Source organism: Actinomadura chokoriensis (genome assembly GCF_039529475.1).
Lineage (GTDB): Bacteria > Actinomycetota > Actinomycetes > Streptosporangiales > Streptosporangiaceae > Spirillospora > Spirillospora bangladeshensis.
In genome coordinates this window covers 146,171-171,424 of the sequence record NZ_BAAAMW010000017.1, presented here as the reverse complement: position 1 = coordinate 171,424, position 25,254 = coordinate 146,171, and the positions used below count along the sequence as shown (strand labels likewise).

Below are 25,254 nucleotides of genomic sequence, written 5' to 3'. Positions count from 1 at the left end.
GCGCCCATTCACCGTCGGTCAGGTCCGAGGGGTAACACGACTGCCGAGACATCGCGCCACCCTGCACGAACCGGCACACAAGATCACGCAGCCACGCCGACCGAGATCAACTTCTCAAACACGCACTCAGTGACGTCGACGGCGACGTCCTCTTCTACCACTACTACGCCGACAGCGGCGCGCCCTACCTGGGCATCAACCTGCTCGGCTGGGACAGCGCCGCCTGGCCCTACGTCTACTGACGACCTCCGTCATCCACCCTCCGCTCCGGCCCGGACCCACCTCGTCCGGGCCGGACCCGTCCCTCCTGAGACGAATGCCAGGATTGTCCCCATGGGTGGGGACGAGCTGCGCGGGCGGAAGCCCGAGCAGGACGCGATCGCCGACCTGCTGGCCAGGGCCCGCGCGGGCACCAGCTCGTCGCTGGTGCTGCTCGGCGAGGCGGGCATCGGCAAGACGGCGCTGCTGGACCACGCCGCCGCCGCGGCCGGGGACATGCGGCAGCTCCGCGGGACGGGGATCGAGTCCGAGGCGGAGCTGCCGTTCTCCGGGCTGCAAATGCTGCTGCGCCCGGCGCTCGGTTCCCTCGACGCGCTGCCCGAGCCGCAGCGCGCGGCGCTGGCGGCGGCGTTCGGGCTCGGGCCCGCGTCCGGGTCCGACCCGATGCTGGTCGGGCTGGCGGTGCTGTCCCTGCTGGCCGAGCACGCGGACGGGACGGGGCTGCTGTGCCTCGTCGACGACGCGCAGTGGCTCGACCGGGCGTCGCGGGACGCGCTGCTGTTCGCCGCGCGGCGCCTGCACGCCGAGGGCGTGGCCCTGCTCTTCGCCGCCCGGGACGCCGAGGAGCCCTTCCCCGCCTCCGGCCTGCCGGAGCTGCGGCTGTCCGGGCTGGCGCCGGAGGCGGCGGCCGCGCTGCTCGACCGGCATCCGCTCCCGCCCGCCGTGCGCTACCGCCTGCTCGCCCTCGCCGGCGGCAACCCGCTGGCCCTGCTGGAACTGCCGGTCGCCCTGGCCGCCGAGGGCGGCGGCCCGTTCGCGCCGGGGGCGCTCCCCCTCACCGGCCGGCTGCACCTGGCCTTCCACGGCCAGGTCAGCCGGATGCCGGAGCGCTGCCAGGACCTGCTGCTGGTGGTGGCGGCCGACGAGACCGGCGACCTCGCCGTGATCCTGCGCGCCGCCGCCGCGCTGGGGGCGGCGGCGGAGGACCTCGCCCCCGCCGAGCGGGCGGGCCTGGTGGTGCGCGGCGACGCCGACGGCACCGTGATCCGCTTCCGCCACCCGCTGATCCGTGCGGCCGTCCACCAGCGGGCGCCGCTGGGGCGGCGCCTCGCCGTCCACCGCGCGCTCGCCGCCGCGCTCGGCTCGCCGGAGCACGCCGACCGCCGGGCCTGGCACCTGGCGGCCGCCGCCACCGAGGCCGACGAGGAGACGGCGGCCGCGCTGGAGCGCACCGCCGCCCGCGCCCGCGAGCGCGGCGGCCCCGAGGCGGCCGCGGCGGCCTACGAGCGGGCCGCCCGGCTGAGCCCCGAACCGGCCGCCAGGGCGCACCGCGAGGCCCTCGCGGCCGAGGCGGCGCTGGAGGCGGGCGACCTGGAGCGCGCCCGGGCCCTCGGCGACCGGGCGGCCGGACGGCTGCCGGACGCCCCGGCGGTGCACGCGCGCACCGCCCAGGTCCGGGCGCTCGCGGACTTCTGGCAGGGCGCCTACCCGGCCGCCCACCGGTCGCTGCTCGACGGCGCCGACCTCGTCCGCGGCACCGATCCGGGGCAGGCCGCCGCGCTGCTGATCCAGGCGGTCCACACCTCCTGGTACCTGGGGGAACGGCAGCTCGCGGCGACACTGGACCGGCTGGCCGCGCTGCCGCTGGACGACGCGGACCCGCTCGCACCGGTGCGGGCCCATCTCGTCCCGCTCGATCCGGACCGCGCCGGCCGTCCGCCGGCACTGGCCGCCACCCTTGCGGCGGTGCGGCAGCGGGGCCGCGTCCCCGACCAGGTCATGATGCTTCTCTGCGGGGCGGCGCTCGCCCTCGGCCAGGACGCCGACGCCGGCGAACTCGCGGCCTCGCTCGCCGCCGAGCACCGCGACCGGGGCGGCGCCGGGCGGCTGCCGACGGTGCTGTTCTTCGTGGCCGAGAGCGAGGTGTTCACCGGACGGCACCTCGACGCGCTCGGCACCGCGACCGAGGCCCTCGGGCTCGCGCGCGACACCGGCCAGCGGCAGTGGGTCAGCCAGTTCGGCAGCGTCCTCGCCTACCTCGACGCGGCCGAGGGGGAGGAGGCGTCCTGCCGGCGCAACGCCGAGGAGGGCCTGGCCGGGGCCGCCGCCGGGGCCGTCTCGCCCGGCGCGCCGTGGGCGCACTGGTCGCTCGGCCTGCTGGACCTCGGGCTCGGCCGCGCCGAGGCGGCCCTCGCCCGGTTCGAGCGCCTCACCCGCGAGCCGATGCGCCATCACATCTGCGCGATGCGGTCCGTCCCCGACCTGGTCGAGTCGGCCGTCCGGGTGGGGGCGCCGGAACGCGCCGCCGAGCCGCTGGCGCGCTTCGAGCGGTGGGCCGGGTCGGTCCGGCAGCCGTGGGCCGACGCGCTCGTCCTGCGCTGCCGCGGGCTGCTCGCCGCCGACGACCGGGCCGAGGCGTCCTACGCCGCGGCCCTGGAACTGCACGACCCGGACCGCCGCGCGCTCGAGTACGCCAGGACGGCGCTGCTCTACGGCGAGTGGCTGCGCAGGGCGCAGCGGAAGGCCGAGGCGCGCGGGCCGCTGAACGACGCCCTGGAGGTCTTCGACCGGCTCGGCATGCGCCCGTGGGGCGACCGCGCCCGCGCCGAGCTGACCGCGACCGGCGCCCGCGACCGCGGCTCCCGTTCCGCCGGCGGCGACGCCGGCCTGACCCCGCAGGAGCTGCAGATCGCCCGGCTCGCCGCGCAGGGCCTGTCGAACCGCGCCATCGCCGCCCAGCTCTTCCTCAGCCACCGGACGGTCGGGTACCACCTCTACAAGGCGTATCCCAAGCTCGGCGTCGCCTCCCGGGGCGAGCTGAAGGATTGTGCCGACCGGCTGGGCCTGTGACACTGTCCCGATGACCATGCCGGACGAGGTGCTACCAGGGCAAACGCTCCCCGTGGACGTCGAGGGCGTCCCGCCGGTCGAGCTGGGGCCCGGCGTCCTGGTGCGGACGCTCCCGGGCATGCCGGGCATCCGGACGTGGGTGATCGACCTCGCCCCGGGCGCGGAATGGCCGGACCTCGACGTCCACGAGACCTACGGCGAGGCGTACTTCGTCGTCAGCGGCGAGATCATCGAGGGCGACCGCACCCACGGACCGGGCACCTACGTCGCGTTCGGCCCGAAGACGAGCCACCGGCCCCGCACGGAGACCGGTGTGCGCGCCTTCGGGTTCAACTACGACACCTCGGCCTGACCGATCAGGCGCGCGCCGCGGCCTCCCGCACGGCCCGCGCGGCGGGGGCCGGGTCGTAGCCCTCGGGGACGCCGCCGACGAGGATGATGTCGCCCTCGATGTGCCGCGAGCGCAGCGGCGCGATCTCCCGGTACGCGGGCGAGTCCCACCAGGCCCGCGCCTCGGCGGCCCCGGGGAAGCCGATCATCACGACGGCTCCGGGCCAGCCGCCCTCCAGCACCTCGTGCGCGGTGGCGTGCACGAGGTAGCGGCCGCCGTGCGGCGCGAAGGTCGAGGGGAGGCGTTCGATGTACTCGGCGATCTCCGGATGCGGGGCGGCGTCCTGCAAGTGGGCGATGACGTAGGCGGTCATTCCGGCTCCTTTCGGGCGGGACGGGACGGGCCGACCGGTCGGCCCGCCCCGGGGTGGGTCAGACTCCGGCCGGCACCTTGTCGAGGAAGCCGAGCACCTGGCCGATCCGCCCGTCCGCGCCGATCCGCGCGACGTCGAAGCCGATGACGACCGGCTCGCCGCCCTCGGGCCCCAGGTGCCAGGTGAACCGCGCGATGTCGTGGTGGGCGTCCACGGCGCCGCCGAGGCTGAACACCAGCCCGCCGAACTGCGCCTGGACCGCCGCGATGGTGGCGTCGAGCCCGTCCCGTCCCTGGACGGAGACCAGCGGGTCGATGTACTCCGCGTCCTCGGCGAAGACCTCCGCCACGACGGCCCGCCGCGCGTCGCCGTCGGTCTCGTTCCACGCGGCGATGTAGCGCTGGACCAGCTCGTTCATGTCGCTCATGGGTCTCTCCTCAGTGCTCGTTCTCCCTTGCGAGCACCAAATTACGGAGACGGGGACGACGGGGAATCTGACGTGCTTAGGTACTTTCGCCGCCGCCTTCAGTACTCGGCGGCGCCACCGCGTAGCCCTCCTGGTAGTGCGCCAGGAGGGGGAGGAACAGCTCGTCCACGATGGCGGTGATGCGCTCGTCCGGGACGGGCTCGAACGTCATCAGCATGTCGTGGCGCAGCAGGTCGAACGGCAGCGTGAGCACCGGGTCGGGGACGCGGTCGCGGTCGAGCTCGCCGCGCTCGACGGCGCGGCGGTAGACGTCCCGCGTCCAGAGCGAACCGCCGCCGATGACCTGGTCGCGCAGTTCGGCGGGCGTGGTCCCGGCCTCGGCGAACAGGCCGCCGAGCTGCGCGCCGACCATGGTGGCGAGCTCGATGCGGCGGCGGGTCGCCGAGCGCATCAGCGCGATGAGGTCGCCGCGCAGGCTCCCGGTGTCCGGGACGGCGACGGGATCGGCCTCCCGGCGGTGCCGGATGGCCGCGATCACCAGCTCGGTCTTGCCCGGCCACCGCCGGTAGAGGACGGCGCGGCTGGTCCCCGCCCGGACGGCGACGCGCTCCATCGTCAGCGCGGCGTACCCGGCGTCGACCAGTTCGTCCCACGCGGCGCGCAGCAGCGCGTCCTCCAGGGCCTTGCCCCGCCGGCGCCGGCCCGGCTCCTCGGCCACGACGTCCTCCGTTAAGAGTCACTTGTGTTTCTTACTTGGGTAGCCTACCGTGGGCAATAAGATACATTCATGACTCTTAACGAGGTCCGTCATGGGGGAACGTCTCGACCCGAAAGTGCTCAAAACGGCCGGGGTGCTGATCGCCGGAGTCCTCGCGGTCGTCTTCGACACCACGATCGTCGGGGTGGCGCTGCACTCGCTGGCCGCCGACCTGCACACCACGGTCGCCACCATCCAGTGGGTCACCACCGCCTACCTGCTCGCGCTCGGCATCACCGTCCCGCTGAGCACCTGGGCGATGGCCCGGTTCGGCGGCAAGCGGGTGTGGATCTTCTCCCTGGCGGTGTTCCTCGCCGGATCGCTCGCCTCCAGCGCCGCCTGGGACGCCCCGTCCCTGATCGCCGGGCGGGTCGTCCAGGGCATCGGCGGCGGACTGATGCTGTCGGTGATGACCACCCTGGTCGTCCGGGCCGCGGGCGGCCGGCTGCTCGGCCGCACGACCGCGGTCATCGCGCTGCCCGCCCTCCTCGGCCCGATCCTCGGCCCGCTGGTGGGCGGCCTGATCCTCACGCACCTCGGCTGGCGGTGGATGTTCTGGGTGAACGTCCCGTTCTGCGTCGTCGGCATCTGGCTGGCCGCGCGGTTCCTCGACCGCGACGACCCCTCGGCCCGTCCGCGCCTGGACGTCCCCGGGCTGGCGCTGCTCGCCCCCGGCATGGCCGCGACGATCTTCGGCCTCTCCGAGGCGGCCACCAACGGCTTCGCGGAGCCCGGCGCCCTGACCCCGCTGCTGATCGGCGTTGGCCTGGTCGCGGGCTTCGCCGCCTACGCGCTGCGCCGCCCCGAACCCCTGGTGGACGTCCGCCTGTTCGCCCACCGCCCAACGGTGTCGGCGTCGACCGTCCTCTTCTTCTCCGGCTTCACCCTCTACGGCGCCGTCCTGCTGCTGCCGCTCTTCTACCAGCAGATACGCGGCACCACGGCCCTGGACGCCGGCCTCGCACTCGTCCCGCAGGGCATCGGCACCCTCCTCAGCCGCTCCCTCGCCGGCAGCCTCACCGACCGCCTCGGCGCCCGTCCCATCACGGTCGTCGGCTTCCTCGTCGTCGGCGCCGCGACCGTCCCCTTCGCCTTCGCCGACGCCCACACGAACTCCTGGACACTCGCCGGCTGGCTGCTCCTACGCGGCATCGGCCTGGGCGCCGTAACGGTCCCCGTCATGGCCGTCGCCTACCTCGGCCTGGACCGCGAGCAGATAGCCCACGCCAGCGTCCTGATCCGCGTAGCGCAACAAATAGGCGGCTCCTTCGGCACAGCAGTGCTGGCAGTGATCCTGGCGCACGTCATGGCCACCGGCCACCCGACCGACGCCTTCCACCAGTCCTTCTGGTGGGCCACGGCATTCGCCGCCCTGGCCGCCCTACTCTCCCTAACCCTCCCCAGCAGGATCACCAACGACCACCCGACCCCAACCCCCACCACCCGACAACCCGCCCACCCTCGTCCCTAAGTTGGCCAGTCAGACCCACCCGTACACGCGGGGGCGTTAGCAGGTGGCGCGGTGCTTGCCGACGTAGCCGTATCGGCGGGACGCGGCGTATGTCGTGGCCGTCCACGTCAGCAGGGCCACGCCCGGCATGCCCAGCAGGGCGGCGAGCAGCGTCATAGCGCGCCTCCCGCCAGGTAATGCAGCCGCCTGCGCGCCGCGTCGCGGTCCTGCGTCCGCAGCGGGAACTCAGCCCACAGCCGGTCTTGCCGGACGGTCTCCCTGACGCACGCGTCCGCGTCCGGCCCGTACACGGCCGACTCCAGCCCCGCCGCAACTTCTCGGGCCGAGAGCCGCAGCGCCAAGCGGGCCGTCCAGTGTTTGCCGTCCGCGTTGAATTCCAACGCTTCCCACCGCCGCGACGCGCGCGCCGTAGGCTCGGTGTCCATCGGGCATCGACTCCTTCGAAGTCGGTCTCCGTAGGCCCGTCCGGCGGTGCAACGCCGGGCGGGCTGCTGTGCTCCTTGGACTACTTACTGTAACCCCGAGTGTCCCTTAGTGTCTTTAGCTGTCCCTAACAATCCTCTGTCCTGCCATGTTCTGTGCAGTCATAGCGTGTCTTGCGTGGGAGAGATCGACCTTGACGGGCCGGAACCGCTCTTTGAGCAGGTAGCGGGCGTTCTTCGCGGGCGCATCGCGGCCGGGGCGTACCCTGTCGGGCGCCGCATTCCAAGCGTTCGGGACATCGCAGATGAATTCCGGGTGTCGCAGACGACGGCGGAGGCGGCCGTCCGCGTCCTCCGGCGCGAAGGGCTTACGCGCGCGACGCGGGGACGCGGCACCTTCGTCATCGCGGTACCGCCCGCCGGCAACGCGTAGTTGTCGACGGCTGCCCGTGCCTGGTACGGAACGACCGGCGTGGCGAGCAGTGCCTCACACGCGAGCAACCGCAAGAAGACGCGCCGCCTTGTGAGTAACTCGACGTCCGGCGTGTACGTCACGGCGTAGCGCCCGTCGGCGACGCGGGCGCGTGGTGGGTGGGTCAGGGGGTCAGGAGGGTGGCTATTGCCTTGTCTAGGCGGGCCTTGCGGGTGGTGGGGGTGTGGGCCTTCAGGAGCGGGAGGATGAGCAGGTAGCGGTCGGTCTTGCCTAGGGCCTCGAAGCGGGCGGCGGCCTCTGGGTGGGCGGACAGGGCGGCGGCCAGGTCGGGTGGGATGGCGGCGTCGCGCTGGCCGGCGTAGGCGGCGGCCCAGCGGCCGTCCGCGCGGGCGGCGTCGATCTCCGCCATGCCGGACGGACGCATCCGGCCCGCGGCGATCAGCGCCTCCGCGCGCTCGACGTTGATCCGCGACCAGGGCCTGCCCTTGCGGCGCCGCGAGTAGCGCTGCAGGTAGAAGTGCTCGTCGAGGCCCTTGCGCTGGCTGTCGATCCAGCCGTGGCACAGCGCCACCTCGCCCGCGTCGCGGATGGTGATGCACGCGACAGGCGCGCCCTTCTTGGCGATCTTCAGCCAGGCGTCGTCCTCGGTGTCATGGTGCGCGGCCAGCCACGCGTCCCACTCGGCGGCATCCTGGAAGTGCAGCATCAACGGCCCCAATGTTCGGTGAACAAGGCAAGCGTCGCATGGCCTCAGGTCGGTTTGCGGGCCTCGATCAGGGTGCGGGTCGAGTGGGCTAGGAAGGGGCCCTCGTGCTGGATCTGGTCGTGTAGGGCGCGGAGGCGGGCGAGGTACTTCTCGACGGTGAAGTCTGGGACGATCCAGACCACTTTGCGTAGGAAGTAGATGACCGCGCCTATGTCGCGGAACTCCATGCGCAGGCGTTCTGGGCGGAGGTCGGTGATCTGGAGGCCGGCCTTGCGGGCTTCGGCGCTTTCCAGGTCGGGGTGGCGGTGGCGGCGGGCTTCTGGCTGCGGGCCCAGGAAGTACTCCGTCAGCTCGAAGACGCTCGCGGGGCCGACGTGCTGGGCGAGGTAGGTCCCGCCGGGGGCCAGGACGCGGGCGATCTCCGTCCAGCGGACGGTTGCGGGGTGCCGGCTGACCACCAGGTCGAACGCCTCGGAGGCGAAGGGGAGTTCGCCGCCGGTGTCGGCTACCACGACCACGCCTCGGGGGTGGAGCAGGCGTGTGGCTTTTGCGAGGTTCGGTGGCCAGGATTCGGTGGCGGCCATGGTGGGCGGGAATGCCGGGGCGCCCGCCAGTACTTCGCCGCCGCCGGTCTCGATGTCGAGCGCCGCGTCGGCCTTCGCCAGCCGGTCGCTCATCAGGCGTTGGTAGCCCCAGGACGGGCGCTGCTCGGTCGCGCGGCCGTCCAGCCAGGAGAAGTCCCAGCCGTCGACGGATGCGGATTCGGCCTCGTCCACCAGGGACTCGAAGGTGCGTTCCATTAGGTGCTCAATCCGAACATGGGTAGGCATGGGGCCAGACCCTCGATGGTGACCGGTGTGGTGGCGTGCTTCTCCCAGTCGGCGCGGGTGAGGCGCATCCGGCGCTCGACGGTCATGGCGCCTCGGACGACCTGGCGTGCGGTGCCGTTGTCGCGGTATCCGAGCTTGCGCGATACCGCGAGCGAGGCATGGCTGTCGGAGAACGCACGGGAAATGGCCTCGTCGGCGCCGAGGCCGGTGAACGCCAAGTGCAGGACGGCGGCTCTCATCTCGGTGCCGATGCCCTTCCCGTGGTGGCGCCGGCCGAGCCATGAACCCGTCCCCACCTGGCGGAGGACGGCGAGGTCGCGGGCACGAAGGTCCTGCTGGCCGACCACTTCACCGGCGTGGAACACGGTGAAGTTCAGTTGCCAGTCGTCCGGCGTCCATTGGCCGAGTGTCAGCCAGTGGTGCTGGACGACTTCCCGGGCGATCTCGGCGGGCGGGCGGTCCGTCCACGGGACCATGAAGGGCATTGTGTCGGGTGCGTGGACGCCTTGCGCCGCCACGTTCGCCAGAGCGCCGAGTTCGTCGGGTGACGGCAGCCGCAACTCGAGGCGCGGGGTCCGAAGCCGCAGCCCGAGCAGCGGAAAGTGTTCGGTCGGCATTCCCTCAGACTGCCGTGTCGCTCCCTGCCCTGGCATCCCGTTTTCGCGTTGCCGGGAGCGTGTCATGGCCGCGAGGATTCCCCCATGCCTTCGTTCGCCGCCGTTGACGGGACCGAACTCGCCTACCGCGTCGTGGGGGAGGGGGAGCCGCTGATCTGCATCCCGGGCGGGCCGATGCGCGCCTCGTCCTACCTCGGTGACCTCGGCGGGCTGTCGGAGACGCGCCGGCTCGTCCTGCTGGACCTGCGGGGGACGGGCCGTTCCGCCGTGCCGGACGACCCGGCGACCTACCGCTGCGACCGGCAGGTCGCCGACATCGAGGCGCTGCGGGAGCACCTTGGGCTGGAGCGTGCCGACGTCCTCGCGCATTCGGCGGGCGGGGACATCGCTCTGATGTACGCGGCGAGGTTTCCCCAGCGGGTGCGGAGCCTTGTTCTCGTTACGGCTCGTGCTCGCGCGCTGGGGATCGACTTCACCGTGGAGCAACGCTTGGAGGCTGCCGAGCTGAGGCGAGGTGAGCCGTGGTTCAAAGCCGGATTCGACGCCTTCAAGGCCATCTTGGCGGGCACGGCGACCGACGCTGACTGGGATGCCGCCGCGCCCTTCTTCTACGGACGGTGGGACGACGCCGCCCGCGAGCATGCCGCCTCCGAGGTGGAGCAGACGAATGAGGAGGCCGCCGAGTTGTACGCGTCCAGTGGCGCCTTTGAGCCGGTGGCCGCGGCCGATACGCCCGCCTTGATCCTCGCGGGCGAGTTGGACGGTGGGCCGCTCCCGCGCGTGGCCGCCAACATCGCCGGGCTCTTCGCGCATGCCGAACTGGTCGTCCAGCCGGGGGCCGGTCACTACCCGTGGCTCGACGACCCCGACCGCTTCGTCCGGACGGTGGCGGGCTTCCTCAGAAACCGATGATGAGGAAGATGAGCCCCCCGACGACGTGCGCGACGACCGTGATGACCAGGACGGCGATGAAGACGTTCTTCGCCGTCGGATGATCGAAATGCGATCCGGGCCGGCCGCGCTGCGTGGAGCGGGCCTCGGCCTGCCGCTCGAGGTCGTCCAGCGACGGCAGGAAGGACGGTCGTCGCAAGGCCATCGGTCTACATCCGTCCTGGTCGATAGAGGGTTTCATCCTTCTCAACGCCGCAGGAGCGCGGCTGTAATCCGGTCGGCGGCCTCGGCCGGACGACCCCTCTTGGGTAGCTTGGGGACCATGGCGTCCTCTCTCGTCTCCGGCCCTGCGCGGCAGGTTTCGCCGTCGACGCGGCGGCGCAACCTCGGGGCCGTGCTGCGGGAGGTGCACCGGGACGGGGCGGTGCTGCGCACCGAGCTCGCCGACCGGATGGGCGTCAACCGGAGCACGATCCTCACGCTGATCGCCAAGCTCGCCGCAGCGGGGCTGGTCCGGGAGGAGCCGTCGGCCGGGACGGGACGGGCGGGCCGCCCGTCGCTGGTCGTCCGCGCCGAGGGCGGCCGGGTGTACGTGCTGGCGTTCGACGTCGCGGTGGACCGGGTCGCCGCCGCCAGGGTCGGGCTCGGCGGCCGGATCCTGGAGCGCAGGGAGACGACGCGCCGGAGGGGCCGGGACGACCTGGACGAAGTGGTCGACGTCCTCGCCGGGTTCGGCGCCGACCTCGTCGCCGCCGCGCCGCCGGAGGCGCAGTGCGTGGGCGTCGGCGTGTCGTACTGCGGGATGATCAGGGCCGCCGACGGGAAGGTGCGGCTGGCGCCCACCCTGGGCTGGACCGACCTCGACGTCGGGCCGGAGCTCGGCCGGCGGCTCGGCCTGGGCCTGCCCGTGGCCGTCGGCAACGAGGCCCACCTGGGCGCGCTCGCCGAGCACATGCGCGGGGCGGGCGCCGGCAGCCGGAACCTCATCTACCTGCACGGGGACGTCGGAGTCGGCGGCGGCATCATCGTCGGCGGCCGGCTGCTGGACGGCGACGAGGGCTACGCCGCCGAACTCGGCCACATGATCGTCAACCCGTACGACGGGCGTCCCTGCAACTGCGGCTCGCGCGGCTGCCTGGAGGCGGAGGTCGGCGAACCGGCCCTGCTGGAGGCGGCCGGACGCGCCGGCGGCCCGCTCGGACGGGACGGCGTCCGCGCGGTCGTCGCGGCGGCGGAGAGCGGGGACGAGGCCGCCCGCAGGGCCCTGGACCGCGTCGGCGGCTGGCTCGGCCTCGGCGTCGTCAACCTGATCAACCTGTTCAACCCGGGCGTCGTCGTCTTCGGCGGCATGCTGAGCGAGATCTACCGGGGCGCGGCGCCGCAGGTCCGCGAGCGGGTGACGACCAGCGGCCTGCCGGTGTCCCGGGAGCGGGTCGCGCTCCGCACCGCCGCGCTCGGCTACGACGCGACGCTGGCGGGCGCCGCCGAACTCGGCTTCGCCGCGCTGCTCGCCGACCCCGTCGGCGTCCTCGCCGCGTAGCGGGCGCGCGGCGGGTCAGGCGTTGCCGCCCCAGTACGGGCCGCCGTACCGCATGAGCACGCCCTCGATCTCCTTGCGGGAGCCCCGGAGCCGGTGGACGGGCACGACGACGATCCAGCCCGTCTTCCGCTCGAAGCGGCACGCGATGTCACATCGGTTCGGCCGGCCGCGTCTTCCGTGCGTCGGAACGATCACGGGAGAGCCATGGAAGCGCGGATGACCAACCCCGCCTACGTCCTGCCCAGCGCGATGGAGGGCGTCGGCGGGCTGCTCCAGGCCGTCAACGAGGGCGGCCTCGCGCACGAGCTGCAGGAGCTGGTCGCGCTGCGCGCCAGCCAGATCAACGGGTGCGGGGTCGGGGTGCACGGCCACGTCCACAACCTGGCCAGGGCGGGTGAGAGCGCCGAGCGGATCTCGGCCGTCGCGGCCTGGCGGGACGCGCCCTTCTTCACGGCCGCCGAACGCGCCGCGCTCGATCTGACCGAGCACGTCACCCGGCTCGCCGACCGGTCCGCGCCGTCGGTTCCGGACGCGCTGTGGGACGAGGTCGCCGCCCGTTTCGACGAGCGGCGGCTGGCGGCCCTCATCCTCGTGATCTCGCTGGAGAACCTGTTCAACCGCATGAGCACGACCGTCCGGGAGCCCGCCGGGCTCACCCCGGACTGATCAGCGAGTCGATCTCCGCGAGGAGCCGCAGCGCCGCCTCGTCGTCCGTCCGGGCGAAGGCGGCGCCCACCGCGGCGGCGGCCGGCCCGCCGGTCAGCCAGTCGACGACCTGCCGGTACGAGCCCGTCGAGGCGTCCAGGAACGCGTTGCGCAAGCGCGGACGGCCGCGGCGCCACATCAGCTCGCGGGCGGCGAAATCATGCAGATGCCCGATGCATCGCACGGTCTTCAGGCGGCCCCATTCGTCCAGGTACGGGGCCATGTCGGCGCCCGTGACGACGAGTGCGGCGAGGGGCGTCTCCACGGTGAGGGGACGGGCCAGCGCCCGCGTCCAGTAGGCGCCCAGGAACGCGGTGATGGCGTCGCGCTGCGGCCAGTCGCACCATCCGGCCTGGGCGAGCTTGCCGAAGACGATCTCGGGGTCGGGGAACAGGAAGGCGTCGTCGGCGGACAGGTCCAGCAGGCGCGGCGCGAAGTACCGGAACTCCTCCGGGCCGGCCCACGTGTTCAGCGCCTTGGCCGCGTACAGGTGCAGGTCGTCGGGTTCGAGATCGCGCAGCGGGCGCCGGAGCAGCGGCCGTCCCTCGTCCGGGAGGACGCAGCAGGGGCAGCCGGGCAGGTCGGCCGGGCGCGGGACGTCCGCGAACGCCGCGTAGAGGTCCTCGACCGCCCGCGCGAACGCCCGTTCCGCCGCGTCAGGAGGGGCGTCCACCCGCGTGCTCCGCCAGTTCCAGGTCGATGAAGGCGGCGATCATCGACCGCCACACGGCCTCGGCGACCTCGGGCGCCAGGCCGGCGTCCGCCGCGCGCCGGCGCGCCAGCGCGACGACCCGCTCCACCCGGTCCGGGGCGCGGACGGCCTGCTCGTCGGCCTTGAACGCGGCCGCGGCGCGGACCAGCGCCTGCCGCTCGGCGAGCAGCCGGACGAGCTCGCCGTCGATGCGGTCGATCCCGGCGCGTACCTCGTCCAGCGATTCCATGCGTAGATCATCCCACGATGGGAGTCATGCCGCCGAGGTGCTGAACCGGGTGATCGTGATCCGCTGCTTCGGCGGGCCGTCGTCGGCCCCGCCCTCCGTGCCGCCCTTGGCGACCTTGTCGATGATCTCCATACCGGACGTGATCTTCCCGAACACCGGATAGTCGGCCGGGAGCTGCGGTGCGTCCTCGTAGAGGATGAAGAACTGGCTGCCGTTGGTGTTCGGCCCCGCGTTGGCCATCGCCACCGTGCCCCTGGTGTAGGACGCACCGGACGTGTTCTCGTTGGCGAACACGTAGGACGGGCCGCCCTGCCCGGTGCCGGTCGGGTCACCGCATTGCAGCACCTTCAAGGTGGGGTTCGTCGTCAGGCGGTGGCAGGACGTGCCGTCGTAGAAGTCCTTGCTCACGAGGAAGGCCAGCGAGTTCACCGTGCAGGGCGCCGCCGCGGGGTCCAGCGTCAGCTCCAGCGTGCCCAGGTTGGTCTTGATGGCCGCCGTGGTCGGCTGCGCGCCCGATACGCGGGTCGGCGGCGTCCCGACGAACTTGACGTCCTTGCTCGACGCGGGCGGATAGTTGCACGTCGCCGCTGCGGCCTGGGTCCGCGCGACCGGCGTGCGGGCCTTCTCCTCACCGCCGCCGTTCTTCAGCAGGACGGCGGTGGCGAGCCCGCCCACGACCAGCAGGACCCCGGCCGCCGCGGCGGCCACCAGCAGCGGACGGCCGCTCCGCCCGGCCGGTGGGGTGCTCCCCGCATACGGGAACCCGGGAGGCGGCGGCAGCGGCCCACCCGCGGACGCGCCGGCGCCGGGCAGCGTCCCCGCGCCGAACGGCCCGCCTCCGCCGGGCGCCGTCCCGCCACCGGACGGCGTGTCGGCGGCAGGCGAGGCCCAGGGCACGGGTGGAGGCGGCGCCGCGGACGGCTGCGGCGCCGGGGAAGGCTGCGCGGCGGCGGAGGTGCCTTCGGCGAGGAGGTTCGCGTCCGGGCCGATGCCGAGGAGGCGCTGGAGCACCTGCGTGGCGGTCAGGCGGGCCGCCGGGTCCTTGGCCAGGCAGGACGCCACCAGGTCGCGCAGCCGCTCGGTCAGCGCGCCGAGCTCCGGCTCCCCGTACAGGATGCGCTGCATGATCGCAGGGACGGAGTCGTTCCCGAACGGCGGCACCCCGTTGGCGGCGTACGCCATCGTGCAGGCCCAGGCGAACATGTCGACCGGCGCGCCGCCTGGCGTCCCGGCGACCTGCTCGGGCGCCATGTAGGCGGGCGTGCCGACCGCGCCGGTCATGGTGGCGGAGGTGGCGTCGAGCGGCCGGGCGATGCCGAAGTCGATGACCTTCGGGCCGTCCGGGCCGAGCAGCACGTTGGCCGGTTTGAAGTCGCGGTGGACGACGCCCGCCTCGTGGATCGCCGCGAGCGCGGTGGCGGTGCCGATCGCGAGCCTGACCTGCTCGTCGGGGGACGCGGTGCCGTGCTCGGCGATCAGGTCGCGCAGCGACGGCCCGTCGACGTACTCGGTGACGATGTGCGGCAGGTCGTCGTCGGCGGTGGCGGCGAGGATGCGCGCGGTGCAGAACGGCGCCACGCGCTGGGCCGCGGCCAGCTCCCGCTCGAAGGCGGTGCGCGCCCGCGGGTCACGTCCGAAGTCGGCGTGCAGGAGCTTCACCGCGACGCGCCGCCCGGCGTCCGATTCGCCCAGGAAGACGGTGCCCTGGGCGCCTTCGCCGATGCGGGCCGTCAGCCGGAACCCGGCCACCTCGCGCGGATCACTGGCCCGCAGCGGACGAGTCTCCGGCATTCACGACCTCCCCGACGAAACGGAGAGAGAAGACTATCGGGGTCAGCCCGGCCGGCCGATGCGGAGCAGCAGGTCGAGCAGGGTGGCCCGCTCCTCCTCCGGGAGCGGCGCGAAGATCTCGGCGAGGACGTCGTCGGCGACGGCGTGCCCGGCCGCGAGGATCTTCTCGCCGGCGGGCGTGAGGTGGTGCTCGATGCTGCGGCCGCGGCCGGGGCGCCGGTCGATCAGGTTCTGGGCGGCCAGGCGCCCGGCGAGCGTCCCGAACGCCTGCTCGCTCTGGTACGTCTCCGCGGCCAGCGCCCGCGCGGACGCCCCGGGCGAGCGGCTGATCGCCCGCAGCGCGTCCCACTGCGCCAGCGTGGTGCCCACACCGGCGAGCCTGCTGTCGAGCATCCGGTGCTTGCGGTGCTGGGCCTGCTTGACGGCTCTTCCGAGGACTTGGAGATCGACGACATCGACGGGCATGACTCCAGCCTAGAACCGGGCTAGGACGACGCTATGAGGTCCCTGTACCAGTCGTACGACTTCTTGGGCGTGCGCTTCTGCGTCTCGTAGTCGACGTGGACGAGCCCGAAGCGCGGGTGGTAGCCCTCCGCCCACTCGAAGTTGTCCAGGAGCGACCACGCGAAGTAGCCGCGGACGTCGACGCCCTCGTCGATGGCCGTCCGCACGGCCTTGATGTGGGCGTCCATGAACTCGATGCGGGACGAGTCGTCCACCGTGCCGTCGGGGCCGATCTCGTCCGGGAAGGAGCATCCGTTCTCGGTGATGTAGAGCGGCGGCAGGTCGTATCTGGTGTCGAGCGTACGGAGCAGTGACAGGAAGGCGTCCGGGACGATCGGCCAGCCCATCCCGGTGGTCGGGTACTCGGTGATGTCGGCGATGTCGAAGGGCAGCGGCCCCTCGGACGGCGTCGTCAGCCGCGTCGGGTGGTAGTAGTTCACTCCCAGGAAGTCGATGGGCGACGCGATGACCGACATGTCCGCGGAGCGGATGTACGGCGCGTCCCCCATCAACTCGGGGTAGCGGCCGAGCAGCACCGGGTCGGTGAACAGCCGGTTCATGAACGCGTCGAAGGCGTCGGCGGCGGGCCGGTCCGCCGGCGTCGCGGCCCAGGCCGGGGAGTAGTGGTTCGTCAGCCCGACGGCGCGGGCGTTGCGGCTGCGGAGCGCGTTGACGGCGAGGCCGTGGCCGAGGAGCTGGTGGTGCGCGGTGGGGAGCGCGTCCAGCATGAGGGTCCGGCCGGGCGCGTAGACGCCGAACGCGTAGCCGTAGGCCGTGACGACCACGGGCTCGTTCAGGGTTATCCACATGTCGACGCGGTCGGCGAGCCGCTCGGCCGCCAGGTAGGAGAATTCGGCGAACCGGTAGGCGGTGTCGCGTTCCAACCAGCCGCCTGCGTCTTCGAGCGGCTGCGGGAGGTCCCAGTGGTAGAGCGTGGCGGCGGGCGCGATGCCGGCGGCGAGCAGCCCGTCGACGAGCCGGTCGTAGAAGTCCAGGCCCTTGGCGTTGACGGGCCCGCTCCCGGACGGCTGGACGCGCGGCCACGCGATCGAGAACCGGTAGGCGTCCACGCCGAGGCCCGACATCAGCGCGACGTCCTCCGGCCACCGGTGGTAGTGGTCGCAGGCGACGTCGCCGGTGTGCCCGTCCCGGACGCGTCCGGGCGTGTGCGCGAAGGTGTCCCAGGTGGACGGGCCCCGCCCGTCCTCGTCCACCGCGCCCTCGATCTGGTAGGCGGCGGTGGCGACGCCCCATCGGAAGCCCTCTGGAAACCCCATCGCCGTTCCCTTCCCCGCGTGCCCGGCCGAAATGCGAATAGCCTTCGGATATTAGTGCCGGGGTGGTGCGGGCGGAAGACTCAGGTGGCCCCGGGGTGCGCAACGGCAGGCCGCGCATGCCGGGCACCCCCGCGGTCGGGGACAATGGCGGGGTGACCGAGATCCGGACCCCGCTCCGCCGCCGCCCCGCCCAGCGCCGCAGCGCCGAACGCGTCCAGCGGATGCTCGACGCCTGCGCGGACATCCTCGACGAGGACGGCTACGACGGCCTCACCACGACGCGCATCGCGCAGCGCGCCGAGGTGGCGATCGGCTCGGTGTACCAGTTCTTCCCCGACAAGCGCGCGGTCGCGCAGGCGCTCGCGCTGCGCAACCTGGAGGAGTTCGGCGACCGCATCTCGGCGCGGCTCGTCGAGGGCGGCTTCGACGACTGGTCCGACACGGTCGGCGCGATCATCGAGATCTTCGTGGAGATGCACCGCACCGTCCCCGGCTTCCGGGTGCTGCGGTTCGGCGACGTCGCCGACGTCAACCTGCTCGACTCCGACGCCGACAACAACGCGGTCGTCGCCGACCGGCTGCGCACGCTGATCGTCAGCACGTTCGGCGTCCAGGACAGCCCCGGCCTCGCCACCGCGCTCGCCATCGCGGTCGAGGCCGGCGACGCCGTGCTGAAGATGGCGTTCCGCCGCGACCCGGCCGGCGACCCCGAGATCGTCGCCGAGGCCGAGCGCCTCATCCACGGCTACCTCGCGTCCCACATCCGGAAGTCCTGACCCCGCCCGCCGGAGGCCGCGGCCGCGTCGCGACCGGCATCTCGTCCCGCCTTGTCCTGAAAAACAGGGGATGAAAGGGACGTGCTATGGCAGACTCCACCCGCACAACGCGACAGAACGGGTGAGTCCGCTGGACGAAGAGAGACTCCAGGCGCAGAGCAGGCTGCTGATCCGGCAGCGGGTGCGCCTGATGGTGAACCAGTACGAGGTGCACGCCGAGGCGCCCGGCGGCGGGGAGGGCGAGCTGCTCGCCTTCGCGCAGCAGAAGCGGCTCGCGTTCAAGGAGCAGGTCACCCTGTACTCGGACGACTCCAAGACGCGTCCGATCCTCGGCTTCAAGGCGCGCAAGCGCATCGACCTGGCCTCCGCGTACGACATCACGGACGCGCACGGCCAGCCCATCGGGGTCTTCCGCAAGGACTTCAAGAAGTCGCTGCTGGCCTCGACCTGGCATCTGGAGCAGCCGGGCCTCGGGGTGACCACGGGCAGCGAGCGCAACAAGTTCGTGGCGGTGCTCCGCCGCGTCTGGCAGATCATCCCCTACGTGGACAGCCTGCCGTTCGCCTGGCCGTACCACTTCGACTTCTACGCCGGCGACGAGGTCGTCTTCTCGGTGGAGAAGAAGTTCGGCTTCCGCGACCGGTACACCGTCGACATCAAGGACCCGCGCCTCGACCGCCGCCTGGTGATCGCGCAGGCCGTCGGCCTGGACGCCCTCCAGTCCCGCTGACCCGCGCACGCGCCCGCGTCGCCCGCGTCCCCGCCCGGGGGTGCGGGCGACGGCCTTTCCGGGGGCTTTTCCACCGGTTGGTTCTCCCGTGACGCTGGCTTCCCCGCGCTTTACATGTTACGAAGGTATGTAAAGCCGTGGGCGGTGCAACCGGCGTCGCGAAGGCGCGGCGCAACGCCTGGAGGAGGATCCCCCCCGTGAGTTCCTTTGACCTCTACTCCACCCCGGTCCCGACCGAGACGTGGAACGTCCCCATGGCGGGAGACACCCGCTTCACCTGGGAGTACGACGACGGACGCGACCGGCTGCTGAACCTGTACCAGAAGGGCAAGGACAAGCAGTGGGACGCGCAGAAGCGCATCGACTGGGACCTCGAGGTCGACCCGCTGAACGTCGCCGGCCTGCCGGAGAACTTCAACCCCCTCTTCGGGTCCGACATCTGGGAGAAGATGTCGCAGAAGGAGCGGGACGAGTTCGGCCGCCACCAGGGCTCCTGGCTGTTCAGCCAGTTCCTGCACGGCGAGCAGGGCGCGCTGAACGTGTCGGCGCGGATCGTCCAGTCCGTCCCCGACCTGGACTCGAAGTTCTACGCCGCCACCCAGACCATGGACGAGGCGCGGCACGTCGAGCTGTACACGAAGTTCGTGCACGAGAAGATCGGGATGTACTACCCGATCAACCAGGACCTCGCGAAGCTGCTCGCCGAGTCGCTGGAGGACAGCCGCTGGGACCTGCCCTACCTCGGCATGCAGGTCCTCATCGAGGGCCTCGCGCTCGCCGCGTTCGGGCTGTACCGCGACATGTCGACGAACCCGCTGGTCAAGCAGCTGCTCGCGTACGTCATGCAGGACGAGGCGCGGCACGTCGCGTTCGGCCGGCTCGCGCTCAAGGACTACTACGCCGAGCTCACCAGCAAGGAGCGGGCCGAGCGCGAGGAGTTCGTGGTCGAGGGCTGCTACCTCATGCGCGACCGGTTCAAGGGGCGCGAGATCTTCGAGCAGCTCGACATGCCCGTCGACAAATGCATGGAGTTCGTCGACAACTCCGACATGTACACCCTCTATCAGTCGCTGCTGTTCAGCCGGATCGTCCCGTGCGTCCGGGACGTCGGCCTGTGGGGCGACAAGGTGCAGGCCGCCTACCAGGACATGGGCGTGCTCGACAACGCCAAGGCCGACCTCGAGGCGCTGATGAAGCAGGACGAGGAGATCGCCGAGAAGGTCGACGAGGAGAAGTACGCGGCCGAGCTCGCGGCGCGCAAGGACGAGGTCGACCAGGCCATCTCCCTCGGCTCGGCCGAATAGTCCGGCCAGTCCGGCCCGGCCCGGGCGGGCCGATACGGGCATCCGGTCGGAGCGGGGGCGTCCTTTGCCGGGACGCCCCCGCTCCGCCCTTTTTCGGCCCTTGTCGCATTTTGCCGTCCCGGCCGATCTCCCAGCCGATTTCATGGTCGGCTGCGGAGATCTTTCTGCTGTTTACCAAGTGATTCTCGAATTCGCCGTGCGGGCCCCCGGGCTGTACTAATGTCCCCGCTCGACGGTGCGCCGCTCTCACAGCCGCACGGGCGCACACCACACACGTGCAGGGTCATACCGAAAACCCCGGGGGAAAGAAATGAACCGAACAGCCAGGAGCCTGCTGGGCGCCGCCGTCCTCGCTCCGCTGGCCGCGGCGCTCGCCGTCGCGTCCGCGCCCGCGAACGCCGCACCCGGCGCGGAGGCCCGCGCCGACGCCGCGCCCGGCCCGTCCACCGCCCTCCTCTACAACGCGGCCGCCGCGGCCTACCCGGTCACCGAGAAGGTCCCCGACCCCGTCCTGCAGACCGCCGGCCGGACCGCCGAGACGGTGACCGGCACCGTCGACCGCACGCTCGGCGCCGCGCCCACCACGTCCGGGCTCCGCGCCGGAACCGCCCGCTGCAAGCTGAACCCGGGCAAGACCGTCAACAACGAGACCGGGGCCGGCCTCCCGGAGACGCCGCTGCCCGGCGTCGGCGCGGCCGCGCTCGACGGCCTGCCCAAGGGCGACTGCCTGGGCAAGCGCGGCGACGTCCTGCGGACGGGCGCGCTGCCCGGCCCGGACGAGGCCGCCGGGACGCTGCTGCGGGGCGCCGACAAGGTCGGCGGCACGCTGAGCGACGGCGAGCTCGGCCGGCTCGCCGGCGCGCCGCCCGCGCTCCCGGCCGCCCGCCGCGCCGAGATGCCGGTGAGCATGGCGCTGCCCGCCGCCGTGCCGGCCGCCGTGCCCGCCGCTGTGCCGGCCGCCGTGCCCGCCGACCTGCCGAGCGTGCCCGGCGCGCTCGGCTTCGCGCAGACCGGCGACCTGCCGGTCAGCTCGATGCTCTTCCCGGCGCGCGAGCGGCGCGCCACGCCGGTGCCGTCCGACGACGTCCTCGGCCAGGCGAACGACACCGTGAACAAGGCCGGCGCGAACCTCGACCGGACGGAGGAGGGCGTCGGCCAGGTCGTGGACGTCCTGAAGGCGAAGGACCCGGCCGCGCGCCCGGCCGACGGGCCGCTGTCGAACGGTCCGCTGTCGATGCCCGACGCGTCCTCGCTCGGGCTTCCCGCGCTGCCCGGCATCGGGTGATACATCCCTTCCCATCCCACGCTCACGGGGCGTTCCGCAGGTGCAGCCGGCACCCGCGGAACGCCCCGTTTCGTTGCCGAGCAAGCGATTGTTATATGACCGAGATCACATGACCAAGGCCGAGTAAAGACGATCTACAAACGCAGTTACCGCGCGGAGTTGATCGACTTCTCAGCGCAAAGATCAGGGTGACAAACCCCACAAATTAAGGTCCTGCGTCTTGATTCACGCGGGACGCAACGTACGGTCAAGGACTTGTGCGGCGCTTTAGAGATCAAAAGTAAAGATGCTTTCCCAGCCGCACTTACCGGACGCCGGACCGCGAGGACGCGGAGCGCCTGAGAGAGCGGCGCTGGAGGCGGGCGAGCGAGCCCGCGTCGGCGGGGGACCCGGGGACGAGCGAGAGCGCCCGGGCACGCCGTGAGTTGAGCCGGACGTCCGGGGCCCTGTCCCCTAACAAAGGACTCCTCTGTGGGTAGCCCTGTCCGGCGTCTTCTTCGAGCACGCCTGCGCACCGTCCTGATCATCTCCGGAGCCGCCGTCGCCGTCCTGGCGGCGGGCGCGTTCGCCCTCGTCAACGGCGACGGGTCCGCGCGATCCGCACGCGCCGCGCAGGCCGGGCCGCCGGGCGACCCGCTCGCCGGCCGGCCGAACGCCGACGCGCCGCGGGCGAGCCGCGGCGGGACGCGCGCTCCGGAACCGTCGCCGACGACATCCCAGAAGAAGAAGCGGCCCAAGTCCGACACCGAAGCCGCGCACCTGGCGAAACCGAAGAAGAAGACCGACACGAAGGACCGCAAGGTGCTCTCGTCGGGCTCCTGCGAAGCCTCGTACTACTGGCAGGGCCAGATGACCGCGAGCGGTGAGGCGTTCGACCCGAGCGAGCTGACGGCCGCGCACAAGACGCTGCCGATGGGCTCCAAGGTCCGGGTGACGAACAAGAACAACGGCCGCTCGGTCGTCGTCCGCATCAACGACCGGGGCCCGTACGCGGGCGGCCGCTGCCTGGACCTGTCCAGGGCGGCGATGAAGAAGGTCGGCGGCACCGGCGCGGGCGTCATCCCCGTCCGCTACGAGGTCCTGTCGCGCGGCTGACCCGCACGTTCATCGATGATCCACCCGCCCGGCGGGCGCTCGACCGCGCCCGCCGGGCGGGCGTCGCTCACCGACGGTGCCCGGCCACGGCGCCGGGCAGCCCTTCCGAATCGTCGTGCCCGGCCGCTGACCAGGCCCCGTGCCGCCCGTCCTCCGAGGACGCCGCGCCGGCCGCCTGCGACTCCGACTCGGCGGGGTCGGCGAGATGGTCGCGGAACCAGTCGGTGAGGGCGGTGTCCACCTGGACGGCCTCGGTGATCGGCGGGCGCGGCTCGGTGCCGGGTTCGGCGGCCAGCGCGTGCCCCATGCGGAACGTGGTGGACTCGACCGGCCCCTCGCCGTGCCGGCGCAGCAGGTCGCGCAGGGACGCGACCTCCCGCGCGGGGACGACGCGGTCCCTGGCGCCGCCGACGAGCAGCATCGGGACGTCCCGTCCGGCGAGACCGGGGGCCAGCGCGCCGAGGTCGAGGCGGTCGGCGAGGTCGGCGGCGCGGGCCGTCCAGTCGCGGTCGCGGCCGGACCGCTTCTCCACCGCCCGCGCGGCCCGCGCCGGGGCGACGACGGGCGCCACGAGCGCGGCGGTGCGCACCGGCACGGCGCCGCGCAGCACGGCCAGCAGCGCGGCGGCGGCGCCGGCGCTGAAGCCGGCCAGGGCCACCGGGCCGTCCGGGATCGCGAGGTCGCGGCGGATGTCGGCGAGCGCGGCGGGCAGCCGCTCGGCGGCGCCGTCCACCGCCGCGCAGTACGCCTCGATCGCCTCGGTCTCCAGGATCGCGCCGGAGCCGAGCCCGCCGGGCGAGCGTCCCGGCAGGTCGAGGAACACCCGCCACACCGGCACGCCGGTCATCGGGACCGCCGCCGCGAGCGCGGCCGCCGTGCGGGGCGGGTCGAAGCCGGGCCAGGCCACGATCAGCCGAGCCGGGCCCGACGCGGTCGCGTCCACCGCGGTCGGAGGCAGCGCGACGTAGGGGTCGCCCGCCGCGGTGCCGTGGACGGGACGGTGCGTATGGTCGCCGCTCATATCCGTTCGTCAGCTCCTGCGATGCTCGACGGGTCGTGCCGGTCGTGCTGGGGGAGGCGCCCGTGGGGGACATGTTCGCAGCGGACGCCAGGCAACACGCCGTGAAACGCCGCAGGTCGACCGCGAGAGTGAGGAAGAACTCACCTGAGGTCACCCCGACGCGGGGGAACATTTCCGGCGGTCGTCACGTCCTAGATATGCGTGGGCGCCGCGGGGGCGCGCCCTCTTGACCGTTCCGACGAGGAGTGCTCGTGGACAGGAAGCGGAGTGCGGCCGCCGCCGGGCAGGCCTGGCAGATCTACAGCGAGACCCTTCAGCCGGACGCGCCGGGGCTCTGGACGCGGATCCGAGCCGTCCCGCGCATGCTCAAGTCGGTCCTGCGCGGGCAGTACAAGGGCATGTCGTTCGGGACGCTCGGCCTGCTCGCGCTGGGCCTCGTCTACATCGTCTCCCCGATCGACGCCATTCCCGACATGATCCCCATCGTGGGCATCGCCGACGACACCGGCCTGGCCCTGTGGCTGGCCGCCGTCCTCGTCAGGTCGGCGGGCGACTTCGTCACCTGGGAGCGCGGTGGACGCCCCACCGTCATCGTCGGCGAACCCGTCGACTGACGAACCAAGACCGACGCACCCCGGCGCCCTCGCCTCCAGCGAGGGCGCCGCACGCATTCGGTGCGACCGGATGTCAGGGCTAGTCGAGGCGCACCGCCACGGTGACGGTCCCGGTGACGCGGTCGCCCGCGGGCGGCCCGCCGGTTTCGGCCGGGACGTATCGCGGACGGCGGCCCGCGCAGGTAGCCGCGGTGTTTCGCGGCGTCGAAGGCCCCCGGTACCGCTCGACGTGCGCTTTCACGGCGCTCTAACGCGGCGGGGGGGGGCGGAAGGCTGACAGCCGGCGCGCGTCAGGACGCCGAGGGGCTCAGCTCCTTCGCGAACCGTTCGGCGGCGTCCCGCATGATGGGCACGACGTCCGGGACGGCCTCGCGCGTCATGCGCCCGGACGGGCCGGACACCGAGATCGCCGTCAGCGCGGGCGCGCCCGGCAGCGGCACCGCGACGCAGCGGACGCCGATCTCCTGCTCCTCGTCGTCCAGCGCGAAGCCCTGCTCGCGGATCCGCCGCAGCTCCGCCAGCAGCGCGTCCGGATCGGTGAACGTCTTCGGGGTGTGCGCGTCCATGCCCGTCCGGGCCAGGATCTCGCGCACCTTCTGGTCGGACAGCTGCGACAGCAGCGCCTTGCCCACACCGGTGCAGTGCGGCTGGACGCGCCGCCCCACCTCGGTGAACATGCGCATCGAGTGCTTGGACGGGACCTGCGCGACGTAGACGGCCTCGTCGCCCTCCAGCACCGCCATGTTGGCCGTCTCGCCGACCTCGTCCACCAGGCGGGCCAGCACCGGCCGCGCCCACGTGCCGAGCAGCCGGCTCGCGCCCTCGCCCAACCGGACCAGCCGCGGGCCGAGCGCGTACCGCTTGGACGGCTCCTGCCGGACGTACCCCTTGTTCACCAGCGTGCGCATCAGCCGGTAGATCGTGGGCATCGGCAGCCCGGAGACCTCCGTCAGCTCCGACAGCGCCATCTCGCCCCCCGCGTCCGCCAGATGCTCCAGCAGGTCGAACGCGCGCTCCAGCGACCGAACGGCCTCCGCCACCCCGGGTCTCCTCTCCCTCGCAACCCACCAGATTCTACGGAGAACCGATTTCACTCTACGAAAGAGGGGCGGTTGCCGGAGTGATGCACGTTACTCCCGGCGATCACCTGGCAATAACTACCTGTGCCCGGCGCCGCGGCGCCGCCCCCCTGGCAGCCATGCAGGAGACCGCTGGGGGGAACGGTGCGCCGAGGGACCCGCTGGGCCGCGATCGCGGCCGGCGCCGCACTGGCCGTACCGCTGACGCTGGCGAGCCCCGCCGCCGAGGCCGTCCAGGACGGGCGCCGCCCCGCCGTCCGGCTGC

29 protein-coding genes are annotated in these 25,254 nt (G+C 72.8%); 13 read left to right on the top strand and 16 right to left on the bottom strand.

Features of this window, described 5'->3' with window-relative positions; translation table 11 throughout:
- Positions 1-333 precede the first annotated feature (333 nt).
- A complete protein-coding gene (locus ABFX46_RS30475) occupies positions 334-3,069 on the top strand; it encodes an AAA family ATPase (RefSeq protein WP_346047369.1) in 2,736 nt (911 codons plus the stop codon).
- A gap of 10 nt (positions 3,070-3,079) precedes the next feature.
- Complete coding sequence (locus ABFX46_RS30470; RefSeq protein ID WP_346047368.1) at positions 3,080-3,421, top strand: anti-sigma factor; 342 nt, start codon at positions 3,080-3,082, stop codon at positions 3,419-3,421.
- 4 nt (positions 3,422-3,425) lie between these two features.
- Here ABFX46_RS30470 and ABFX46_RS30465 read toward each other — a convergent pair whose 3' ends face one another.
- The 3 genes from ABFX46_RS30465 to ABFX46_RS30455 form a co-directional block, all read right to left on the bottom strand.
- Positions 3,426-3,773 (bottom strand): DUF1330 domain-containing protein, encoded by a 348-nt coding sequence (locus tag ABFX46_RS30465; protein WP_346047367.1) that lies wholly within the window; start codon positions 3,771-3,773, stop codon positions 3,426-3,428.
- Positions 3,774-3,831: 58 nt separating this feature from the next.
- Positions 3,832-4,200, bottom strand: coding sequence for a nuclear transport factor 2 family protein (locus tag ABFX46_RS30460; RefSeq protein ID WP_346047366.1), 369 nt, complete (start codon positions 4,198-4,200; stop codon positions 3,832-3,834).
- A 76-nt stretch (positions 4,201-4,276) separates the two neighbouring features.
- Positions 4,277-4,918: a TetR/AcrR family transcriptional regulator gene (locus tag ABFX46_RS30455; protein WP_346047365.1), complete on the bottom strand. Its 642-nt coding sequence runs from the start codon at positions 4,916-4,918 to the stop codon at positions 4,277-4,279.
- 91 nt (positions 4,919-5,009) lie between these two features.
- Between ABFX46_RS30455 and ABFX46_RS30450 the strand changes: the two genes are divergently transcribed.
- Positions 5,010-6,428: an MDR family MFS transporter gene (locus ABFX46_RS30450; protein WP_346047364.1), complete on the top strand. Its 1,419-nt coding sequence runs from the start codon at positions 5,010-5,012 to the stop codon at positions 6,426-6,428.
- A gap of 152 nt (positions 6,429-6,580) precedes the next feature.
- Here the strand turns inward: ABFX46_RS30450 and ABFX46_RS30445 are convergent, their stop codons facing one another.
- Positions 6,581-6,853 (bottom strand): hypothetical protein, encoded by a 273-nt coding sequence (locus tag ABFX46_RS30445; RefSeq protein WP_346047363.1) that lies wholly within the window; start codon positions 6,851-6,853, stop codon positions 6,581-6,583.
- Between the two features lie 175 nt (positions 6,854-7,028).
- Here ABFX46_RS30445 and ABFX46_RS30440 point away from each other — a divergent pair, with 175 nt between their 5' ends.
- On the top strand, positions 7,029-7,283 hold the full coding sequence (locus tag ABFX46_RS30440) for a GntR family transcriptional regulator (RefSeq protein WP_346047362.1): 255 nt from the start codon (positions 7,029-7,031) through the stop codon (positions 7,281-7,283).
- A gap of 163 nt (positions 7,284-7,446) precedes the next feature.
- Here ABFX46_RS30440 and ABFX46_RS30435 read toward each other — a convergent pair whose 3' ends face one another.
- The 3 genes from ABFX46_RS30435 to ABFX46_RS30425 are packed head-to-tail and all read right to left on the bottom strand — an operon-like array spanning position 7,447 to position 9,436.
- Complete coding sequence (locus ABFX46_RS30435; RefSeq protein ID WP_346047361.1) at positions 7,447-7,989, bottom strand: YdeI/OmpD-associated family protein; 543 nt, start codon at positions 7,987-7,989, stop codon at positions 7,447-7,449.
- Positions 7,990-8,033: 44 nt separating this feature from the next.
- Positions 8,034-8,789 (bottom strand): class I SAM-dependent methyltransferase, encoded by a 756-nt coding sequence (locus tag ABFX46_RS30430; RefSeq protein WP_346047360.1) that lies wholly within the window; start codon positions 8,787-8,789, stop codon positions 8,034-8,036.
- Complete coding sequence (locus ABFX46_RS30425) at positions 8,789-9,436, bottom strand: GNAT family N-acetyltransferase (RefSeq protein ID WP_346047359.1); 648 nt, start codon at positions 9,434-9,436, stop codon at positions 8,789-8,791. The genes ABFX46_RS30430 and ABFX46_RS30425 overlap by 1 nt, the downstream gene beginning before the upstream one ends.
- A gap of 84 nt (positions 9,437-9,520) precedes the next feature.
- Between ABFX46_RS30425 and ABFX46_RS30420 the strand changes: the two genes are divergently transcribed.
- A complete protein-coding gene (locus ABFX46_RS30420; protein ID WP_346047358.1) occupies positions 9,521-10,348 on the top strand; it encodes an alpha/beta fold hydrolase in 828 nt (275 codons plus the stop codon).
- Here the strand turns inward: ABFX46_RS30420 and ABFX46_RS30415 are convergent.
- The gene (locus ABFX46_RS30415; protein ID WP_163060197.1) at positions 10,335-10,532 is read right to left on the bottom strand and encodes a hypothetical protein; all 198 of its coding nucleotides are present in this window, start codon (positions 10,530-10,532) and stop codon (positions 10,335-10,337) included. The two genes, ABFX46_RS30420 and ABFX46_RS30415, sit on opposite strands and share 14 nt — an antisense overlap.
- 117 nt (positions 10,533-10,649) lie before the next feature.
- Here ABFX46_RS30415 and ABFX46_RS30410 point away from each other — a divergent pair, with 117 nt between their 5' ends.
- Positions 10,650-11,867 carry an ROK family transcriptional regulator gene (locus ABFX46_RS30410; RefSeq protein WP_346047357.1) on the top strand — a complete coding sequence of 406 codons (1,218 nt, stop codon included), beginning with the start codon at positions 10,650-10,652 and terminating at the stop codon, positions 11,865-11,867.
- A 15-nt stretch (positions 11,868-11,882) separates the two neighbouring features.
- Here the strand turns inward: ABFX46_RS30410 and ABFX46_RS30405 are convergent, their stop codons facing one another.
- Positions 11,883-12,062, bottom strand: a complete 180-nt coding sequence (locus ABFX46_RS30405; RefSeq protein WP_346047356.1) for a hypothetical protein — start codon at positions 12,060-12,062, stop codon at positions 11,883-11,885.
- A gap of 21 nt (positions 12,063-12,083) precedes the next feature.
- Here ABFX46_RS30405 and ABFX46_RS30400 point away from each other — a divergent pair, with 21 nt between their 5' ends.
- Positions 12,084-12,533 carry a carboxymuconolactone decarboxylase family protein gene (locus ABFX46_RS30400; RefSeq protein WP_346047355.1) on the top strand — a complete coding sequence of 150 codons (450 nt, stop codon included), beginning with the start codon at positions 12,084-12,086 and terminating at the stop codon, positions 12,531-12,533.
- Here ABFX46_RS30400 and ABFX46_RS30395 read toward each other — a convergent pair.
- From ABFX46_RS30395 to ABFX46_RS30375, 5 genes are read right to left on the bottom strand one after another with little or no spacing between them, the layout of a single operon-like run.
- Positions 12,520-13,245, bottom strand: a complete 726-nt coding sequence (locus ABFX46_RS30395) for a hypothetical protein (RefSeq protein WP_346047354.1) — start codon at positions 13,243-13,245, stop codon at positions 12,520-12,522. The two genes, ABFX46_RS30400 and ABFX46_RS30395, sit on opposite strands and share 14 nt — an antisense overlap.
- On the bottom strand, positions 13,229-13,513 hold the full coding sequence (locus ABFX46_RS30390; RefSeq protein WP_131938748.1) for a chorismate mutase: 285 nt from the start codon (positions 13,511-13,513) through the stop codon (positions 13,229-13,231). Before ABFX46_RS30390 ends, ABFX46_RS30395 begins: the two co-directional genes overlap by 17 nt.
- 24 nt (positions 13,514-13,537) lie before the next feature.
- Entirely contained in the window at positions 13,538-15,304 is a 1,767-nt protein-coding gene (locus tag ABFX46_RS30385; RefSeq protein WP_346047353.1) for a protein kinase domain-containing protein, read from the bottom strand.
- Positions 15,305-15,346: 42 nt separating this feature from the next.
- On the bottom strand, positions 15,347-15,769 hold the full coding sequence (locus ABFX46_RS30380; protein ID WP_346047352.1) for a MarR family winged helix-turn-helix transcriptional regulator: 423 nt from the start codon (positions 15,767-15,769) through the stop codon (positions 15,347-15,349).
- 20 nt (positions 15,770-15,789) lie between these two features.
- Positions 15,790-17,085, bottom strand: coding sequence for a GH1 family beta-glucosidase (locus ABFX46_RS30375; RefSeq protein WP_346047351.1), 1,296 nt, complete (start codon positions 17,083-17,085; stop codon positions 15,790-15,792).
- A gap of 152 nt (positions 17,086-17,237) precedes the next feature.
- Between ABFX46_RS30375 and ABFX46_RS30370 the strand changes: the two genes are divergently transcribed.
- The 5 genes from ABFX46_RS30370 (at position 17,238) to ABFX46_RS30350 (ending at position 22,275) form a co-directional block, all read left to right on the top strand.
- Positions 17,238-17,861 carry a TetR/AcrR family transcriptional regulator gene (locus tag ABFX46_RS30370; protein WP_131938744.1) on the top strand — a complete coding sequence of 208 codons (624 nt, stop codon included), beginning with the start codon at positions 17,238-17,240 and terminating at the stop codon, positions 17,859-17,861.
- Between the two features lie 121 nt (positions 17,862-17,982).
- The gene (locus tag ABFX46_RS30365; protein ID WP_346047350.1) at positions 17,983-18,591 is read left to right on the top strand and encodes an LURP-one-related family protein; all 609 of its coding nucleotides are present in this window, start codon (positions 17,983-17,985) and stop codon (positions 18,589-18,591) included.
- A 197-nt stretch (positions 18,592-18,788) separates the two neighbouring features.
- On the top strand, positions 18,789-19,895 hold the full coding sequence (locus tag ABFX46_RS30360; protein WP_346047349.1) for a ferritin-like domain-containing protein: 1,107 nt from the start codon (positions 18,789-18,791) through the stop codon (positions 19,893-19,895).
- Between the two features lie 310 nt (positions 19,896-20,205).
- Complete coding sequence (locus ABFX46_RS30355) at positions 20,206-21,180, top strand: hypothetical protein (protein WP_346047348.1); 975 nt, start codon at positions 20,206-20,208, stop codon at positions 21,178-21,180.
- A gap of 471 nt (positions 21,181-21,651) precedes the next feature.
- Positions 21,652-22,275, top strand: coding sequence for a septal ring lytic transglycosylase RlpA family protein (locus ABFX46_RS30350; RefSeq protein WP_346047347.1), 624 nt, complete (start codon positions 21,652-21,654; stop codon positions 22,273-22,275).
- A 67-nt stretch (positions 22,276-22,342) separates the two neighbouring features.
- On the opposite strand, the gene ABFX46_RS30345 is transcribed toward ABFX46_RS30350, so the two are convergent.
- Positions 22,343-23,296, bottom strand: coding sequence for an alpha/beta hydrolase family protein (locus ABFX46_RS30345; RefSeq protein WP_346047346.1), 954 nt, complete (start codon positions 23,294-23,296; stop codon positions 22,343-22,345).
- A 251-nt stretch (positions 23,297-23,547) separates the two neighbouring features.
- On the opposite strand from ABFX46_RS30345, the gene ABFX46_RS30340 reads away from it, so the two are divergent.
- Positions 23,548-23,910, top strand: coding sequence for a YkvA family protein (locus tag ABFX46_RS30340; protein WP_346047345.1), 363 nt, complete (start codon positions 23,548-23,550; stop codon positions 23,908-23,910).
- A gap of 290 nt (positions 23,911-24,200) precedes the next feature.
- Here ABFX46_RS30340 and ABFX46_RS30335 read toward each other — a convergent pair whose 3' ends face one another.
- Positions 24,201-24,950, bottom strand: a complete 750-nt coding sequence (locus tag ABFX46_RS30335) for an IclR family transcriptional regulator (protein ID WP_346047344.1) — start codon at positions 24,948-24,950, stop codon at positions 24,201-24,203.
- Positions 24,951-25,254 lie beyond the last annotated feature (304 nt).

Bases quoted from the DNA above. Each gene is read 5' to 3' on its own strand.
- ABFX46_RS30450 (WP_346047364.1), top strand. From the start codon at position 5,010: ATGGGGGAACGTCTCGACCCGAAAGTGCTCAAAACGGCCGGGGTGCTG.
- ABFX46_RS30385 (WP_346047353.1), bottom strand. From the start codon at position 15,304: ATGCCGGAGACTCGTCCGCTGCGGGCCAGTGATCCGCGCGAGGTGGCC.
- ABFX46_RS30425 (WP_346047359.1), bottom strand. From the start codon at position 9,436: ATGCCGACCGAACACTTTCCGCTGCTCGGGCTGCGGCTTCGGACCCCG.
- ABFX46_RS30345 (WP_346047346.1), bottom strand. From the start codon at position 23,296: ATGAGCGGCGACCATACGCACCGTCCCGTCCACGGCACCGCGGCGGGC.
- ABFX46_RS30410 (WP_346047357.1), top strand. From the start codon at position 10,650: ATGGCGTCCTCTCTCGTCTCCGGCCCTGCGCGGCAGGTTTCGCCGTCG.
- ABFX46_RS30420 (WP_346047358.1), top strand. From the start codon at position 9,521: ATGCCTTCGTTCGCCGCCGTTGACGGGACCGAACTCGCCTACCGCGTC.
- ABFX46_RS30460 (WP_346047366.1), bottom strand. From the start codon at position 4,200: ATGAGCGACATGAACGAGCTGGTCCAGCGCTACATCGCCGCGTGGAAC.
- ABFX46_RS30355 (WP_346047348.1), top strand. From the start codon at position 20,206: ATGAACCGAACAGCCAGGAGCCTGCTGGGCGCCGCCGTCCTCGCTCCG.
- ABFX46_RS30465 (WP_346047367.1), bottom strand. From the start codon at position 3,773: ATGACCGCCTACGTCATCGCCCACTTGCAGGACGCCGCCCCGCATCCG.
- ABFX46_RS30390 (WP_131938748.1), bottom strand. From the start codon at position 13,513: ATGGAATCGCTGGACGAGGTACGCGCCGGGATCGACCGCATCGACGGC.
- ABFX46_RS30445 (WP_346047363.1), bottom strand. From the start codon at position 6,853: ATGGACACCGAGCCTACGGCGCGCGCGTCGCGGCGGTGGGAAGCGTTG.
- ABFX46_RS30435 (WP_346047361.1), bottom strand. From the start codon at position 7,989: ATGCTGCACTTCCAGGATGCCGCCGAGTGGGACGCGTGGCTGGCCGCG.
- ABFX46_RS30470 (WP_346047368.1), top strand. From the start codon at position 3,080: ATGACCATGCCGGACGAGGTGCTACCAGGGCAAACGCTCCCCGTGGAC.
- ABFX46_RS30415 (WP_163060197.1), bottom strand. From the start codon at position 10,532: ATGGCCTTGCGACGACCGTCCTTCCTGCCGTCGCTGGACGACCTCGAG.
- ABFX46_RS30475 (WP_346047369.1), top strand. From the start codon at position 334: ATGGGTGGGGACGAGCTGCGCGGGCGGAAGCCCGAGCAGGACGCGATC.
- ABFX46_RS30430 (WP_346047360.1), bottom strand. From the start codon at position 8,789: ATGGAACGCACCTTCGAGTCCCTGGTGGACGAGGCCGAATCCGCATCC.
- ABFX46_RS30400 (WP_346047355.1), top strand. From the start codon at position 12,084: ATGACCAACCCCGCCTACGTCCTGCCCAGCGCGATGGAGGGCGTCGGC.
- ABFX46_RS30375 (WP_346047351.1), bottom strand. From the start codon at position 17,085: ATGGGGTTTCCAGAGGGCTTCCGATGGGGCGTCGCCACCGCCGCCTAC.
- ABFX46_RS30380 (WP_346047352.1), bottom strand. From the start codon at position 15,769: ATGCCCGTCGATGTCGTCGATCTCCAAGTCCTCGGAAGAGCCGTCAAG.